The following is a 15,986-nucleotide window of genomic DNA, read 5'->3' on the forward strand; positions in this document are numbered from 1 at the left end:
GATGCGCGCGGCGCTCTTGCAACTGAGCAGCAGCGATGACCCAGAGGCCAATCTGGCGGTCACGCTGGGCATGATGGATGCGGCGATTGCGCAGGGGGCGGAATTTATCCTGACGCCCGAGGTCACGAATTGTGTTTCAGGCAGCCGCGCGCATCAGAAATCGGTGCTGCACCCGGAAGAGAGCGATCCGACACTGGCGGGCCTGCGTGCCCGCGCGGCCGAGGCCGGTGTCTGGCTCTTGATCGGGTCGCTCGCGCTCAGGACCGACGATCCCGATGGGCGCTTTGCCAATCGGTCGTTTCTGATCGGGCCGGATGGCGGCATTGTCGCGCGCTATGACAAGATCCACATGTTCGATGTGGATGTCAGCCCCGAGGAAACCTATCGCGAATCGGATGGCTTTCGCCCCGGTGATCGGGCGGTTCTGGCCGATATGCCACTGGGCAAGCTGGGGATGACGGTGTGTTACGACATCCGTTTCCCGCATCTGCACCGCGCCTTGGCACAGGCGGGGGCCACGATCCTGACCGTGCCGGCGGCGTTTTCCTATGTCACCGGGGCCGCGCATTGGGAGGTGCTGTTGCGCGCCCGCGCGATTGAAACCGGGTGTTTCGTGCTGGCTCCGGCACAGACCGGCACCCATGCCGCGACATCTGGACGCACCCGTCAAACCCATGGGCACAGTATGGTTGTGGCACCGTGGGGAGAGGTTCTGGCCGATGGTGGCGTCGAGCCGGGTATCGTGATGGTTGATCTTGACCCCGATGCGGTGGCACAAGCGCGCAGGCGCGTGCCTTCGCTGCGCCATGACCGAGCGTTTGACGGGCCCTGAATGACCGATACGACCAGCAATTCCCTTGCCGTGGCGCTCTTTAGCGAGATCCTCACGAATGAGCAGTTGATCCGCAGTCGGCTGACACGGGTTTTGCCAAAAGGTATGGAAATCTCGCATTTCTCGGTGCTGAACCATCTGGCGCGGATCGGGGACGAACGCAGCCCGGCGCAATTGGCCAAAAGCTTTCACGTCACGCGCGGCGCGATGACCAATACGTTGAGCAAGCTGGAATGGGCGGGATATGTGCATATCCGCCCCGATTGGGACGATGCGCGGCGCAAGATGGTGGCGATCAGCCCCTCGGGCCGTCAGGCGCGCGATGCTGCGATGGCCGCGATCACGCCGATGGTGTCGGATCTGATCCGCGATCTCGGCGAGGACCGCGTGCGCGCCAGCCTGCCGGTGCTGCGCGAACTGCGGGCCAAGCTGGAGCCGGGGACGTGAGTTTGTTTGCTACCCGCGCCATTCAGCGTTTCACGCTCGCCGTTACATAATTCACGCTCAGGTCCCGGTCTGACAGGCGCCAGCCCCAAGTGATCGGGTTGAATACGAATCCCTTGCGATCCACGGGATCGAGCCCGGCGTTGCGCAATAGATCGTATAGCTCGTCGGGCGTGATGAACTTGGACCACTCATGCGTGCCCTTGGGCAGCCAGCGCATGACATATTCCGCGCCCACGATGGCCATGGCATAGCTCTTGGGGTTGCGGTTGAGGGTCGAGCAGATATGTAGCCCGCCCGATTTCAAAAGCTGTTGGCACGCGGTGAGATAGGTCAGCGGATCGGCCACATGCTCGACCACTTCCATGTTGAGCACGACGTCGAATTCTTCGCCCGCCGCTGCCAGATCCTCGGCGGTGGTGTGGCGATAGTCGATGTCGAGCCCGGATTGCGCGGCATGGACCTGGGCCACGGGAATGTTGCGCGGGGCGGCATCGGCCCCGACCACGGTCGCGCCCAGACGCGCCATCGGTTCGCTCAAAAGGCCGCCACCGCAGCCGATATCGAGCAGGCGCAGCCCGGCAAAGGGCGATTGCGCGCTCAGGTCGCGGTCAAACTCTGCCGCGATCTGCGCGGTGATGTAATCCAGCCGACAGGGGTTGAGCATGTGCAGGGGTTTGAATTTCCCGTTCGGGTCCCACCATTCCGCGGCCATCGCCTCGAACTTGGCGACTTCGGCGGGATCAATCGTGCTCTGAGCGGCTTGCATTCTGCTCTCCATATGCTCTTTTGGTCTCGCGGCTTATATAGGACATTCATGGACAAATTCTCAGGCCAAAAGAGCGCAGTGCAATATCTCCACCCCCCGGTCGAGCCTTTTGACCGGCAAATGCTGGATGTGGGCGATGGGCATAGCGTCTACATGGAGCAATCGGGCCGCCCCGATGGCCTGCCGGTGATCGTGCTGCATGGCGGGCCGGGGGGCGGGTGCAGCCCGGCGATGCGGCGCTATTTCGATCCGGCGGTCTATCGCATCATCCTGTTTGATCAGCGCGGCTGTGGCCGCTCGCGCCCGCATGCCAGTGTCGAGGCGAATACGACATGGCATCTGGTGGCGGATATCGAGTTTATCCGTCGGACCTTGGGCATCGAGCGTTGGATCGTGTTTGGGGGCAGTTGGGGGGCGACGCTGGCGCTGATTTATGCGCAGGCACATCCCACGCCGGTGCAGCATCTGGTGCTGCGCGGCGTCTTCACTATGACCGAGGCGGAATTGCATTGGTTCTATGGGGGCGGTGCCGGGGCGTTCTGGCCGGAAACCTGGGCGCGATTCGTCGAATTGATCCCCGAGGACGAGCGCGGCGATATGATCGCGGCCTATCACCGGCGCCTCTTTTCCGGCAACCTGAGCGAGGAAGTGACCCATGCCAAGGCATGGTCAGCCTGGGAAAATGCGCTGGCGACGGTGCATTCCACTGGGGTGGGTGGCGATAGCCCCGCCGATTACGCCCGCGCCTTTGCCCGGCTTGAGAATCACTATTTCACTCATCGTGGATTTCTGGATCATGATGGTCAGATTCTGGATGACATGCCCCGGATTGCCCATATTCCCGGCACCATCGTGCAGGGGCGATATGACATGATCTGCCCGCCGGTGACGGCGCATCGGCTGGCAGAGCGTTGGCCGGTGGCCGATCTGCGGATGATCCCCGTGGCGGGCCATGCCCTGTCAGAGCCGGGGATCAGCGCCGAATTGGTGGGCGTCATGCAAAAGCTGGCGCGCGGCAGTCGCTAGGCCGATGGAAACCCTGCCCGATCTTTATGCCCGCCTTGTGGCCGATGGCAAATTGACCCGCGATCCGGCGCAAGAGGCCCTCTTGCCGGAATTCGAGCGGATTCGCTCAGGTCTGGACGAGACCCCGCGCAAGGGCTGGTTCCGCCGCGCGCCAGAGCCGCCCAAGGGTCTCTATATCTGGGGCGGGGTCGGGCGCGGCAAATCCATGCTGATGGATCTCTTTGTGAGCACGCTGGCGGTGCCCAACCGGCGGGTGCATTTCCATGCCTTCATGCAGGAAATCCATGCCGGGCTGCATGCCGCGCGGGCGCGCAACGAGGCGGATGCGCTGGCTCCGGTGGCGGCGGAAGTGGCGAAATCGGTGCGGCTTTTGGCCTTTGACGAGATGCAGATCAGCGACATCACCGATGCGATGATCGTGGGGCGGCTATTCGAGGCGCTCTTTGCGGCGGGGGTTGTGGTGGTCACGACCTCGAACCGGGTGCCGGATGATCTCTATAAAGACGGTCTCAACCGGCAGCTTTTCCTGCCGTTCATCGCGCTTTTGAAAGAGCGGATGGTCCTGCATGAAATGGTCAGCCCGACCGATTACCGACAGGATCGTCTAACCGGCAGCCCCAGCTATTTTACCCCGATCAATGGGCAGAGTCGTGCCGAAATAGAGACGATCTGGCAGGATTTGACCCAAGGACGCGGCGGGCCGCACCGGATCATCGTCAACAAGCGGGCGGTGGAAATTCCGGCGTTTCATAATGGTGTGGCGCGGGCCACGTTCTATGACCTCTGCGGCAATCCCTTGGGTCCGGCGGATTATCTGGCCTTGGCCGAGGCGGCGCGGGTGCTGATCCTCGAAAACATCCCGCAGATGGGGCGCAGCAACTTTAACGAGGCCAAGCGCTTTGTGACGCTGATTGATGCGCTCTACGAGGCGCGGGTGCGGCTGATCTGTTCGGCGGCGGCGGTGCCGGAATATCTCTATATCGAAGGCGAGGGATCATTCGAGTTCGAGCGCACCGCCAGCAGGATGCGCGAAATGCAGTCCGAAGGCTGGGGAAAAGAGGCTTAGCCCGAAAGCCCCGCCATATCGCAGATCACGCGCCACTCCTCTGCCGTGACCGGCTGCACCGAGAGGCGGGAGTTTTTCACCAGCACCATATCGGTCAGACGCGGATCGGATTTGATGGTGTCGAGCGTCACGGGTGTCTTGGCGGTTTCAATCGCCTTGATGTCCACGCATTCCCAACGCGGATCGTCGGATTTGCTGTCGGGATGGGCGGTGGCGATCACCTCGACCACGCCGACCACGGCCTTTTCGCTCTGGGAGTGATAGAAAAAGCCACGGTCGCCCACGGCCATCTCGCGCATGAAATTGCGGGCCTGATAGTTGCGCACGCCGTCCCATTCTTCGCCCGCGTCGCCCTTGGCCAACTGGTCCTGCCAGCCCCAAGTTGAGGGTTCGGATTTGAACAGCCAGTAGCGCATCAGATGACCTTTTTCCACGGGATGAGGTCGACATTGGCAAAAAGCCCGGCCTTGGCATAGGGATCACCCGCCGCCCAATCCTGTGCAGCCTGCATATCGGCCACGTCAAGGATCACGAGCGAGCCGATCATCTGGCCTGCATCATCAAGCAGGGGACCGGCCTGAGAGACAACGCCGGTCTCCTTGAGATAGGCGACATGCGCGTCGCGGGTGTCGAGTCGGGTTTGCAGGGCACCGGCTTTGTCGCGGGCAATCAGGGCAATGAGCATCATTCTTCCTTTAATGGGCGTGAGAGCAGCATATCCATCGCCTGCGCCACGCGCAATTCACCTGTGACAAGCGCGGTGACAGCATGGGTGATGGGCATATCAAGGCCAAGCGCCTGCGCGCGGGCCAGCACGGCGCGGGCGGTGGCGGCGCCCTCAACGGTAATGGTGGGGTCAAACGTGGCCCCTTGGCCGATGCTGAGACCATAGCGGTAATTGCGCGATTGGTCAGAGGTGCAGGTCAGCGCCAGATCACCAAAGCCCGAGAGGCCCGCGAGCGTCTGGGGCTGCGCGCCAAGAGTAGCCGCGAGGCGGTTCATTTCGGCAAAACCACGGGTCATCAGCGCGGCGCGCGCGCTCTCGCCCAGACCGGCACCGATGGCGGCACCGCAGGCGATGGCGATCACGTTCTTGAGCGCGCCGCCCAGTTCCGCGCCGATGGTGTCGGTCGAGCGGTAGAGGCGCAGGGTGGGGGAGGTCAGGACGCGTTGCAGCATCTGGCCGGTGGCCTCATCGGCACAGGCGAGCGTCAGAGCCGTGGGCAGGCCAAGGGCGATGTCGCGGGCAAAGCTGGGACCGGTGAGGATGGCAGGCGTCGCTGTCGGGCAGGACTGCGCGATGAGGCCGGTGGGGCCAAGGCCGGTGGTCAGGTCCATGCCCTTGCAACAGGCGACGAGCGTGCGACGGGCAAAGGTTTCGGCGTGTTCCGAGAGAAACCCGCGCAGCGTCTGCATCGGCATGGCAAGAAGGCAAGGCGTATCGCCCTTGGGCAATGGCCCGCTGAGGATGGTCACAGCGTCGGGCAGGTCGATGCCGGGCAGGCGGCGCGTGTTCTCGCGGGCGGCTTGCATCTCTGCCGCATGCGCCGCGTCGCGCGCCCAGAGGGTCACGGGGCCATTCTGCGCCAGCGTCACCGCAAGAGCGGTGCCGAATGCGCCTGCGCCACAAATGAGGATCATGCCTTGGCCCCTTTCTTGCCGCTGCCCAGCATGGCGGGGCTGGTGTGATCCAAGGGCCAGCGCGGGCGGGCGGCAAGGGTCATGTCATCGCGGTGGCCAAGCGCAAGCAGCTCTGCCCCGGCATAGGCGATCATCGCGGCATTGTCGGTGCAGAGCGCCAGCGGCGGCGCGATGAAGGCTGCACCCATTTCAGCGGCAACAGTCTCTAACCCGGTGCGAATGGTGGTATTGGCGGCAACCCCCCCGGCGACGGCGATGACCGCTTGGGCGGGATTCTCGGACAGATAGGCGGTCAGCGCGCGGCGGGTTTTCTCGGCCAGAACATCGCGCACAGCAGCCTGAAACCCGGCGCAGAGATCAGCGCGGTCCTGCCGCGTCAGGCCGGATTTCTCTGCCACGATTTCATCGCGGGCGCGCAGGAGGGCGGTCTTGAGACCGGAAAAGGACATATCGCAGCCGGGACGGTCGAGCAAAGGCCGGGGGAAGCGGAAGCGGGTGGGATCGCCCTGCAACGCCGCGCGTTCCACATTGGGACCGCCGGGTTGCGGCAGACCCAAGAGGCGCGCGGTCTTGTCGAACGCCTCGCCGGGGGCGTCGTCGATGGTGCCGCCAAGGCGCGTGAAATCATCCGCACCGCGCACGATCAGGAACTGGCAATGCCCGCCCGACACCAGCAACATCAGATAGGGATAGGCCACGCCATGCGTGAGACGCGGGGTCAGCGCATGACCGGCAAGATGGTTGACGCCAATGAGCGGCAGCCCCGCGCCCGCGGCAATCCCCTTGGCGCACATGACACCGGCGATCACCCCGCCGATGAGGCCGGGACCAGAGGTGACGGCGACCGCCCCCACATCGCGCAGCGTAAGATGCGCCGCGCTCAGCGCCTCACGCACGCAAGAATCCAGCTTTTCGGCATGGGCGCGCGCCGCGATTTCCGGCACGACCCCGCCGAAATCGGCATGGAGCGCGGTCTGGCCATGCACCACCGAAGACAGGATTTCCGGGGAGCCATCCGGGCCAATGCGCAGCAAAGCGGCGGCGGTATCGTCGCAGCTGCTCTCAAGTCCCAAGAGGATCAAAGGCTCTGTCATTGCGGCCATGCGTTGCGTGAAGGGTGCAAGGCAGGTAACACCGAATGAGGCAGGCAACAACTCTGGATGGGCCATGACCGTTACGATCCTGATCACCCGGCCCGAACCTGAGGCGAGCCGTATGGCCGCCGAGCTGCAAGCGTGCTGTGCTGCGGTTGCTGTGGTGGTCTCGCCGGTGATGCAGATCGCCTATGGTGGGACGTTGCCCGATCTTGCCGGGGATGAGGTGTTGATCATTACCTCGCGCCACGGGGTCGAGGGGTTTTGCCGCCTTAGTGCGCGGCGGGATTTCGCCTGTTACGCGGTGGGTGATGCCACGGCAGAGGCGGCAGAGGCGCACGGGATACGCGCCATTTCCGCCGGGGGCGATGCCGAGGCGCTCTTGGCGCGGATCGCTGCGGAGGGCGCGCGCGGCCCGTTCCTGCATCTGCGCGGGGCGCATGTGGCGGCGGATGTCGCCGGGGCGCTCAGGGCTATTGGTCATGCGGCGCGCGATACCGTGGTTTATGATCAGGTCGAGGCGGCGCTGAGCCCCGAGGTGCAGGCGCTCTTGCAAGGCGCGGAGCCGTTGATCCTGCCGTTGATGTCGCCGCGTTCGGCGCGGATTGTTTTGGCGCAGGCTACGGGTATCACCGCGCCGCTCTTTGTCGCAGCTATCAGCCGCAAAGTGGCGGATGAGGTGCCCGAAGGCGTGTCGCACCGCGTGGAAATCGCGGAAACGCCGGATTTGCCGGGGATGCTCGCGCTGGTGCAAGATCAGGTGAGGATGGCCAAGCGGCTTGAGGGTGGAAAACGACCGCAGTAAGGTCAGATTGACAGGGACGTGTGGTGAGATTCGAAAGGATGGCACAAGGTGGCTGACAAGAAGCAAGCTCCAAAGACGCCGGTTGAGGCAGAAACTCTGCCGGATACCCAAGAGCCGGGGACGGAGCAAGCATCTGTTGCAGAGCCTGAGGTGTCAGAGCCAGAGCGCCCAGAGAGCAAAGCGGCCGACGCCATAGAAGCCCCAGAGGACACAGCACAAAGCGCTGAGGCCGAGGCACCTGCGCAAGCGGAGGCTTCCGAAGATCACGCGCCGGAGGTGCCCGGCGCGCTCTATGTCGGCACCGATGCACCTGCGTCCGACTCTTCCGCCATGGTGAAAACCGAACAGGTGATCGTGCGCCAAGGCGGGTTCTGGCCGATGCTGCTCGGCGGTGTTGTAGCGGCGGGCGTGGGCGTGGCGGCGGCCCCCTATGTGCTGCCCCCGGCGTGGTTTGCGCCCGAAGAGAGCGGCGTTGAGGCGGCGCTTGCGGCGCAGGAGGCGCGGCTGACCGCGCTGCGCGCCGATCTGGATGGGATGCAGAGCCCCCCCGATCTGAGTGGCGAGCTAGAGGGTCTGAGCGAGACATTGACCGCCTTGACCGGCCAGATCACTGATCTCGAGGGCAGGATCGCGGCGCTCGAATCCCGCCCGGCGGCGCAGGGCGGTGGCGTGCCTGCTGCCGATCTCGAGGAATTGCGCGCGTCGCTTGCGGCGCAGGCCGCCGAGGTCGAAGCACTGCGCGCGGCGGCGGATGCGCAAGAGGCAGCCGCCCGCGACAGCGCCGTGGCCACGCTGCGCCGGGCCGCTCTGACACAGGTGCGGACCGCGCTTGACACGGGCAGCGACTTTGCCCCGGCGCTGAGCGAGTTGCGCGACACCGGCGCCGAGGTGCCCGAAGTGCTGGCCGAACAGGCCGAAACCGGCGTGCCGACCGAGGCCGCGCTGATCGAGACATTTCCCGAGGCGGCGCGTGCCGCGCTTGCCGCTGCACGGGCCGAAAGCGGCGATGCGGTGGCCGGTGTGGGCGGCTTTCTCAAGAGCCAGCTTGGCATCCGCTCTCTCAGCCCGCAGGAGGGGGATGACCCTGACGCCGTGCTGTCACGCGCCGAGGCGGCCTTGGCCGAAGGACGCCTGAGCGAGGCGCTGACCGAGATCGAGACGCTGCCCGAGGCCGCGCGCGCGCCTCTTGAGGCTTGGGTCGCCCTGGCCACGCGCCGACAAGAGGCGCTTGCCGCCGCAGAGGCCTTGGCCGAAACAGTGAATTGAACGAGAAAAGGCGAGCGCCATGCTTTGGTCGATTATCAAGATAGCGGTTTTCATTGCCCTCGTGGCGGGCGTGACGCTGGGGGCGAGTTTCCTGCTCGAACTCGATGGTGGCGTGCGGATCGTGATGGCGGGGGTCGAGATCAACCTCACGCCGATCAAGGCAGTGATTGCACTCGGTGTGCTGGTCTTTGCCATCTGGCTCTTGATGAAGCTGACCGGGCTTTTGGTGGCCTCGCTGCGGTTCATCAACGGCGATGAAACCGCGCTCTCGCGCTATTTCGACCGCAGCCGTCAGGACAAGGGCTATCGCGCGCTCTCCGAGGGGATGCTGGCGCTCGCCTCGGGCGAGGGGGATGTGGCGATGGCGCAGGCGGCCAAGGCCGAGAAATACCTGCGCAAGCCGGCGCTGACCAACCTCATCAGCGCGCAGGCCGCGGAAATGGCGGGCAACGGGCGCAAGGCCGAAGAGGTCTACAAGCAGCTTTTGACCAATGAGAAAACCCGCTTTGTCGGCGTGCGCGGCATCCTGCGGCAAAAGCTGGCGCAGGGCGATACCGAGACCGCGCTCAAGCTGGCCAAGACCGCCTTTGCGCTCAAGCCGCGTCATGCCGAGGTGCAGGATATGCTGCTCGATCTGCAGGCCAAGGCGTCGGACTGGAAAGGCGCGCGCGAGACGCTGAACGCCAAGCTGAAATACGGCACCCTGCCGCGCGATGTCCACAAGCGGCGCGATGCGGTGCTGGCGCTCTCGGAGGCGCGCGATGTGCTGGACGAGGGCAAGACCATCGAGGCGCGCGAGGCGGCGATCGAGGCCAATCGCCTCTCGCCCGATCTCATTCCGGCGGCGGTTCTGGCGGCGCGTGGCTATATTGACCAAGGCAATGCGCGCAATGCGCTGCGCGTGATCAACAAGGCCTGGCTCGTGCACCCGCACCCTGATCTGGCCGCAGCCTTTGCCGCGATCGAGCCGAACGAGACACCGCGCCACCGGCTGAAACGCTTTGCCAAGCTCTTGAAGGTGCATCCCGATCACCGCGAAACCCGGCTTCTGGAGGCGGAGTTGAACCTCGCCGCCGAGGACTTTCCGGCCGCGCGCCGCGCGCTGGGCACCTTGGCAGAGGTCGAACCGGACGCGCGCTCTCTGACCATCATGGCCGCCATCGAGCGGGGTGAAGGGGCGCCTGATGCGGTGGTCAAGGGCTGGCTGGCGCGGGCACTCTCGTCACCGCGCGGGCCGCAATGGGTCTGCGACAAATGTCAGCATATCCACGCCGAATGGGCGCCTGCGTGCGAGAATTGCCACTCCTTCGACACGTTGAGCTGGCGCTCGCCCCCCAACAGCCCGATCGCCACGCCCACCGGCCTCGAGATGCTGCCGCTGATCGTGGGGGCGCTGGACGAGCCCGTGAAACCCTCCGATGACATGGTCCCCGACGCCGAAATCGTGACTGAGGACGACCCAGACAAGGGCGAAAAATAGGGCTTTTCCCCTGTCAGACGCGATGCTATAGCCCCGCCACCGGGGCCGCTGTAGCTCAGCTGGTAGAGCACGTCATTCGTAATGATGGGGTCGGGGGTTCGAGTCCCTTCAGCGGCACCACTTTCCTGTCCAAAATCATCCGATGACATCCGAAAGCGCTTTGTTTATAAGTGTTTTTGCGATGCAGGTTGTCCTATGCTGTGCAGCTGTATCCGATGGAATGCCCCTGACTGACACCCAGATTCGAAACCTCAAGCCCAGAGACAAGGCCTACAAAGTCACTGACTTTCAGGGGCTCTATGTCACGGTCGCGCCTTCAGGCTCGCGGCTGTGGCACATGAAGTACCGGATTGATGGCCGGGAAAAGCGTCTGTCGTTTGGGGCTTACCCTGCGGTCTCGTTGGCGCAAGCCAGAAAGCTGCGCGACGAGGCTCGTTCACGGCTTGCAGCAGGTGAAGATCCCGGAGAGGTCAAGAAGGAAGACAAGCGCCATAAGCAGATCATTCGCGAGACCACGTTCAAGAAACTTGCCGAGGCTTACAAGGAGAAGGCAGAGAAGGAAGGCCGGGCCGAAGCAACCAAGGTAAAGACCGAGTGGCTCCTGGGGATGGCTATTGCGGCCTTTGGGGACAAACCGATTGAAGAGGTGACGTCTCCAATGGTTCTCGCCTGTCTTCGTAAGGTCGAGTCGAAGGGGAACCATGAGACGGCAAAACGTTTGCGGGCCAAGATCGGCGCGGTTTTCCGCTATGCTATCGCGTCCGGCGTCGCCGAGAACGATCCTACGTTCGCTCTACGTGATGCCCTGATCCGACCCAAAGTCAAATCCCGCTCTGCAATCACAGACCCGGAAATCCTTGGCGGCCTGCTGCGTGCTATCGATGGATTTCAAGGCCAAGCCACAACGCGGATCGCTCTGCAGTTTCTCGCTTTCGTCGCCCAGAGGCCGGGAGAGGTGCGGCAGGCCACTTGGGCGGAGTTTGATCTTGAAAAGGCGATCTGGATTATCCCTGCTGACAGAATGAAGATGCGCATGCCGCATTCTGTGCCCCTGTCCGCGCAGGCTATAGCTCTGCTGAAAGAGTTAATGCCTATCACGGGTCATGGGAGTTTCTTGTTTCCATCCCTGCGCTCCACGCAGCGACCGATGAGCGAGAACACATTGAATGGCGCGCTCCGTCGTTTGGGTTACGATGGTGATGAGATGACAGCACATGGTTTCCGTGCAACATTCTCGACCTTGGCCAATGAAAGCGGCCTATGGAACCCGGACGCCATTGAGCGCGCGCTGGCCCATGTCGATGGTAACAAGATCCGCCGCATCTATGCCCGAGGCGAGTACTGGGAAGAGCGTGTCAGATTGGCGAACTGGTGGGCTGGATATTTGGATGAGGTGAAGGCAGGATCCTCCAACTAGCGTTAGAAGGATGGTCACATGTCAAACGAACCGTCGCGGGCGTATATCACGACGAAGATATTGCAACGTCGCTATGGCAGGCTTCTGAAATGGAAAAAACCTGTCATCCACGACATCAGAGGTCCGTACCATCCGGACGTATTTGATGGCTTTGCTTTTGATTTGGCTCTTTCAATCAAGGTCTGCAAGGAAACCTTGCAGGACATGACGGACGCGGAGTTTTTCGACCGCTTCGACCTCAGGGGAGAGGTCAGCAACCCAGCGAATACCATGGCAGAACGCCTCACGCTCTCTGAGCTGAGAGCGGTGTTCAGGCAGGAACCGGTCTGGTTTGCGGGCGGTTTCGGCGTTGAAGGCCGCGAAGCAGATGTGCAGCACTGGGCAAGAATGCAAAGGTGGTCCTTAAACGAAGCTGCCGCTCTTTCCATTGGATTTGAACCCTGTGGCGACTTGCTGGAGGGGACCGACGGGATGCCGGTTCAAAGTGATGTTCTTGCCTTCTACTTCAAAAGACGCGCTTTGATCGAAGACAACTTTGATTGGGGCAATGTTGCTGACTCATGCAGAAATAGCGTGCCGGACGTGGTGCGTTGGTTTGATCAGGTTAAGCTGGACGTGCCGGAACAGCTTTTGGCAGCTGCTGACAAATACCATGCTCTGGAAATTGGAAAGAAATTAAGGCTGGGCCGAGCCAGTACAGCTGATGATAAGCACGTGGACCCCAGAGAAAGGTCCACAATGCTGAAGCTGATTATCACCATGGCTGTGAGAGGATATGGATACGATCCCAAGGCAGAACGCAGCACAATTCCTTCTGAAATCGAATCAGACATGAATCTTCTCGGCATCGGGATCACTCTTGAGACCGTCAGAAAGCATCTCAAGAGTGGGTCAGCGCTGCTTTGTGATGAGGTATTGGAAGATATTGGGACCTCTGGTCGGATTAAGAAGGATTAGAACCCGCGTTAAGGCGGAATAAGTCGGACTAGATCCCTATTTGGTTAGTGAAAACACTGATCGCCCTCCTACTTGGTCGGACTTGGCAACATCACCTCAGACGCAATCGCTATGAGGTGCACCAAAATGCCCAACATACCCTTTCCCCTGACAGGCTATGTCCGCTTGTCGTCCATTCTGGCCCCGAAAGGGCCGATCCCCGTTTCCAAATCGACTTGGTGGCAGGGCGTCAAGGATGGCCGCTTCCCCAAACCTCGCAAGCTGGGGCCCTGCACGACTGTCTGGACGGCAGAGCAAATTCGCGCTCTGTATGAGACTGAGAATGCAGGCGTTGGTCACCGATGCTCAGTGTGCGGGACTGTACGCAACAACGCGACCCAAGATACGCGTGTGACCTCAAAATGAGTATTCTTTACCTCAACAATGCCTTCAACGCCATTGATCTGGCGCCAACCCCTCGCTTTGTTCTTTTGGCTCTGGCAGATCATGCTGATGCCGCTGGGCGCTGTTATCCCTCCATTGCTCGCCTAGCGCAGCGCACTGGTCTCAGCCCCCGATCTATTCAGGCAAGCATCAAGAAACTCCGGGCCAAGGGATATATTGACGTGGAGGTGAACGCGGGGAAGCGCGGCACAAATGTTTATGTCTTGCGTTCGACACCTGCAGGAACTGCACCCCCGAAAGAGATGCACCCCGCAGGAGATTCAACTCACCCCCGCAAAAGCTGCACCCCCTCCCCCGCAGGAGCTGCACCCGAACCATCATCCAATCGTCAAAAACCGTCAGAAGAAAACCCCCTTTCCCCCGTGGTCGATCCTGAGCGAGTGGATCAGTCCAAACTCACGCCTGAGCACCGGACGACAAGCGCAAAAGGAAACCATGCCACAAAAGTGAAGGGTGGTATCGCGGACGGCTATGTCGACGTCGAGGCTGAGTTTGAAGCGGTCTACCGGCACTACCCGCGCAAAACCGCAAACGGGGCAGCGCGGAAAGCTTGGATAAAGGCGCGCCGCGTAGCGGCCTTCATCGAGATCACCGAGCCACTTTTCCAGTGGATTTCGTTGCAACGAGAAACCGAGATGAAGTTCATCCCATATTTCTCAACTTGGCTGAACGAAGAGCGCTGGAAGGACGACCAAGATCATGCGAGCGCCCGTGTTGCGACCACCTCCGATCGCCTGAACCGGCTGGGAGACTCGACCGAATTTAATCGCAGCATCCCTATTCTTGGGCTCGACCTCTCAGCAATCGAGAGGAAGAGCTGATGGAAGATCCGGTTTACGACAACATAACAAAGCAGGTGTTCGATTTTCTCTATGGTGATCCGAATGGTGTTCTGAGGCGCTTCCGCGTGCACGAACACCTAGGTGATGATCAACTGAGAGCTGAGATCATCGACCTTGTAGAGGACATCAAACGTCAAATTCCCGATGGCTTCTCCGCTCCGGAATTGCAGTTGCTCTTTCCGGAACTCAGCCGAGCACTCCGACGCCTCCACGCGGCCCAATACTGGCCGCCTGCCAAGACGTTCATCGCGGCTACGCAAGAGGCCGTGAGGAGAGTGAATGAACTTCGGGCAAAGGAGCGGGTCCTGCGAAATGAGGGAAAACCGAAAGCGGACGAGCTATCCATTTTGGAAACGAAAATGATGAAGAGGCAGCCCGTTCCGGAACCCGTGCTCTGGGGACCACAGGCGGCTGAACTGATGAAACGCGGTCGGATTGATAAGGCAGCATTCGAAAGTTACCGTAAAGATGCATATGAGGCGCGGGTTAGGCAGTATGGGCGCGAACAAGCGGAAAAGTGGCTTTCCGAGCGTGAGACTTGGCACATCAAAGCGGCGCAGAGTTGACGAAATGGTTCATGCTTGTCCGGCGCTCTTCACCCCCCTAATGTCAATCACATTGACCGAAGAGGCATCGCTATCTATCGTAAAACCAACGGGGCTGACTTCCAATTCCGGGCCGGGTCTCTGAACATCGTTCATCCCCGCCGTCGCTTACCCAAAGCGGGCCCCGTTGCTTTTGCGCTGCCGCCACATCCACAGACTTTTGTGTCGCACGCGCGCTGTCCTATCAAGGCTCGGGATAGTCGCCACTTTCTCCGTCATCTCGAGAGAAATGCAAGTCTTCGATCTCAGAGACGTCCTCAATTGCGTTCAGGTAGTTTGGCGAAAGTTGTAAATCCTCGTCTGGAACGACAGGCACGGTGCCTGACTGAGCCATTAGCCTGCGGGCAAGTTGCTCGAGCGGGTTCTCGATCTCATCCGTCAACCGACTAGCGAACATGCCGAAATATTTGGCGATGTTCTCGAGCGCTTTGATTCGGTCTGCGAAAACCACTTCAATGCCATGAGGGGTCTTTTTAATCCCCTGTATGATTAGACGCGCCTCAGGACTCAAAAGGTCCGTGTCGGTGATCTCCAAAATCGGCGGCCCGCCACGGCCCCTGCATTCAGGGCACTCGGCTTTTGGGACACCTCGAATGTCAAAACCAAAGCCGCCATCGCAGTTGGGAAGGCTTGGGTCTGTTGTCTTACCATCGCTGATCGCGGTTGCCATATCGGAGCTGTCTCCGGCCGTGAGGCCAATGCAGAGTTCAGCAACGGCACGGTCATGCGCTTCGCGGAACTCGCGCTTGGTCGTCCACTGGAACGCATGGTTGATGCCGTGACAGTATCGGCAGGGCGGCACATGCAGCTTGACAACTTCGGTGATGGGCATATTGGCGATGGTCCACCACTTGCTCACGATCTCCTCCTGCGTGATGCGGGTGGCCAGCATGGTGCGGCGACCATGCAAGGTGATGATTTCCTGCATGATGGGCGATTTGATCAGAGCATGGGCGTTGCGGCGGTAGGTGTTGTAGCTCGATTTCGAAACGTCATAGGCGTGACGATACGCGCCGGTCACGTTCCTGTGTCGTAGGTAGTGGTGAATGAACGCCTGCTGCTTGACGGTGAGCGATCCGGTCAAGGCCTCGATCTGGTCGTCCAACGCCTGAGCAGCGCCGTCTTCTACCTCTGCCGAAAACTGCAGTGTCATTGTCAAATCCTCAGGTTTCGTGCGTTGATGCACAATAACACCATTTCTGCGGATCGAGAACAACTATTCGCACAGTAGCTATTTTGTAGCTGTGTGTGGGTGTTCTTTGTCAAAGTGAGCCAAGCTTAACAGGCGCAATCCATTG

At 61.3% G+C, this 15,986-nt stretch carries 18 protein-coding genes and 1 tRNA gene; 13 read left to right on the forward strand and 6 right to left on the reverse strand.

Annotated elements, in window-relative coordinates; all coding sequences use genetic code 11:
* Position 1: 1 nt before the first annotated feature.
* Both KBT70_RS12185 and KBT70_RS12190 read left to right on the forward strand, forming a co-directional pair.
* A complete protein-coding gene (locus KBT70_RS12185; protein ID WP_296633612.1) occupies positions 2-832 on the forward strand; it encodes a carbon-nitrogen hydrolase family protein in 831 nt (276 codons plus the stop codon).
* Positions 833-1,279 carry a MarR family transcriptional regulator gene (locus KBT70_RS12190; protein WP_037276123.1) on the forward strand — a complete coding sequence of 149 codons (447 nt, stop codon included), beginning with the start codon at positions 833-835 and terminating at the stop codon, positions 1,277-1,279.
* 22 nt (positions 1,280-1,301) lie between these two features.
* Here the strand turns inward: KBT70_RS12190 and ubiG are convergent, their stop codons facing one another.
* Entirely contained in the window at positions 1,302-2,045 is a 744-nt protein-coding gene (gene ubiG, locus KBT70_RS12195) for a bifunctional 2-polyprenyl-6-hydroxyphenol methylase/3-demethylubiquinol 3-O-methyltransferase UbiG (RefSeq protein WP_296633565.1), read from the reverse strand.
* A gap of 48 nt (positions 2,046-2,093) precedes the next feature.
* Between ubiG and pip the strand changes: the two genes are divergently transcribed.
* Together pip and zapE are read left to right on the forward strand one after the other, a co-directional pair.
* Entirely contained in the window at positions 2,094-3,071 is a 978-nt protein-coding gene (gene pip / locus KBT70_RS12200; RefSeq protein WP_296633567.1) for a prolyl aminopeptidase, read from the forward strand.
* A gap of 4 nt (positions 3,072-3,075) precedes the next feature.
* Positions 3,076-4,137 (forward strand): cell division protein ZapE, encoded by a 1,062-nt coding sequence (gene zapE / locus KBT70_RS12205; RefSeq protein WP_296633570.1) that lies wholly within the window; start codon positions 3,076-3,078, stop codon positions 4,135-4,137.
* On the opposite strand, the gene KBT70_RS12210 is transcribed toward zapE, so the two are convergent.
* The 4 genes from KBT70_RS12210 to tsaD are packed head-to-tail and all read right to left on the reverse strand — an operon-like array spanning position 4,134 to position 6,872.
* Positions 4,134-4,553, reverse strand: a complete 420-nt coding sequence (locus KBT70_RS12210; RefSeq protein ID WP_296633573.1) for an EVE domain-containing protein — start codon at positions 4,551-4,553, stop codon at positions 4,134-4,136. The genes zapE and KBT70_RS12210 overlap by 4 nt on opposite strands.
* Complete coding sequence (locus tag KBT70_RS12215; RefSeq protein ID WP_296633618.1) at positions 4,553-4,822, reverse strand: YciI family protein; 270 nt, start codon at positions 4,820-4,822, stop codon at positions 4,553-4,555. The genes KBT70_RS12210 and KBT70_RS12215 overlap by 1 nt, the downstream gene beginning before the upstream one ends.
* Entirely contained in the window at positions 4,822-5,778 is a 957-nt protein-coding gene (locus KBT70_RS12220) for an NAD(P)H-dependent glycerol-3-phosphate dehydrogenase (RefSeq protein WP_296633576.1), read from the reverse strand. Before KBT70_RS12220 ends, KBT70_RS12215 begins: the two co-directional genes overlap by 1 nt.
* Entirely contained in the window at positions 5,775-6,872 is a 1,098-nt protein-coding gene (gene tsaD, locus KBT70_RS12225; RefSeq protein ID WP_296633623.1) for a tRNA (adenosine(37)-N6)-threonylcarbamoyltransferase complex transferase subunit TsaD, read from the reverse strand. The genes KBT70_RS12220 and tsaD overlap by 4 nt, the downstream gene beginning before the upstream one ends.
* A gap of 73 nt (positions 6,873-6,945) precedes the next feature.
* Between tsaD and KBT70_RS12230 the strand changes: the two genes are divergently transcribed.
* The 9 genes from KBT70_RS12230 (at position 6,946) to KBT70_RS12270 (ending at position 14,649) form a co-directional block, all read left to right on the forward strand.
* Positions 6,946-7,677, forward strand: coding sequence for a uroporphyrinogen-III synthase (locus KBT70_RS12230; RefSeq protein WP_296633580.1), 732 nt, complete (start codon positions 6,946-6,948; stop codon positions 7,675-7,677).
* Positions 7,678-7,725: 48 nt separating this feature from the next.
* Entirely contained in the window at positions 7,726-8,943 is a 1,218-nt protein-coding gene (locus KBT70_RS12235) for a hypothetical protein (RefSeq protein ID WP_296633583.1), read from the forward strand.
* 19 nt (positions 8,944-8,962) lie between these two features.
* Complete coding sequence (locus KBT70_RS12240; RefSeq protein WP_296633586.1) at positions 8,963-10,423, forward strand: heme biosynthesis HemY N-terminal domain-containing protein; 1,461 nt, start codon at positions 8,963-8,965, stop codon at positions 10,421-10,423.
* 44 nt (positions 10,424-10,467) lie between these two features.
* A tRNA-Thr gene (locus KBT70_RS12245) sits at positions 10,468-10,543 on the forward strand.
* A 22-nt stretch (positions 10,544-10,565) separates the two neighbouring features.
* A complete protein-coding gene (locus KBT70_RS12250; protein ID WP_296633591.1) occupies positions 10,566-11,840 on the forward strand; it encodes an integrase arm-type DNA-binding domain-containing protein in 1,275 nt (424 codons plus the stop codon).
* Positions 11,841-11,858: 18 nt separating this feature from the next.
* Positions 11,859-12,797 carry a hypothetical protein gene (locus KBT70_RS12255; RefSeq protein WP_296633596.1) on the forward strand — a complete coding sequence of 313 codons (939 nt, stop codon included), beginning with the start codon at positions 11,859-11,861 and terminating at the stop codon, positions 12,795-12,797.
* A 126-nt stretch (positions 12,798-12,923) separates the two neighbouring features.
* A complete protein-coding gene (locus tag KBT70_RS12260; protein WP_296633600.1) occupies positions 12,924-13,202 on the forward strand; it encodes an AlpA family phage regulatory protein in 279 nt (92 codons plus the stop codon).
* Positions 13,199-14,062, forward strand: coding sequence for a helix-turn-helix domain-containing protein (locus tag KBT70_RS12265; RefSeq protein WP_296633603.1), 864 nt, complete (start codon positions 13,199-13,201; stop codon positions 14,060-14,062). Before KBT70_RS12260 ends, KBT70_RS12265 begins: the two co-directional genes overlap by 4 nt.
* Positions 14,062-14,649: a hypothetical protein gene (locus tag KBT70_RS12270; protein ID WP_296633606.1), complete on the forward strand. Its 588-nt coding sequence runs from the start codon at positions 14,062-14,064 to the stop codon at positions 14,647-14,649. The genes KBT70_RS12265 and KBT70_RS12270 overlap by 1 nt, the downstream gene beginning before the upstream one ends.
* Positions 14,650-14,872: 223 nt before the next feature.
* On the opposite strand, the gene KBT70_RS12275 is transcribed toward KBT70_RS12270, so the two are convergent.
* Positions 14,873-15,841: a terminase small subunit gene (locus tag KBT70_RS12275; RefSeq protein WP_296633608.1), complete on the reverse strand. Its 969-nt coding sequence runs from the start codon at positions 15,839-15,841 to the stop codon at positions 14,873-14,875.
* Positions 15,842-15,986 lie beyond the last annotated feature (145 nt).

It is taken from the genome of Roseovarius sp., from assembly GCF_018066915.1.
Lineage (GTDB): Bacteria > Pseudomonadota > Alphaproteobacteria > Rhodobacterales > Rhodobacteraceae > Roseovarius.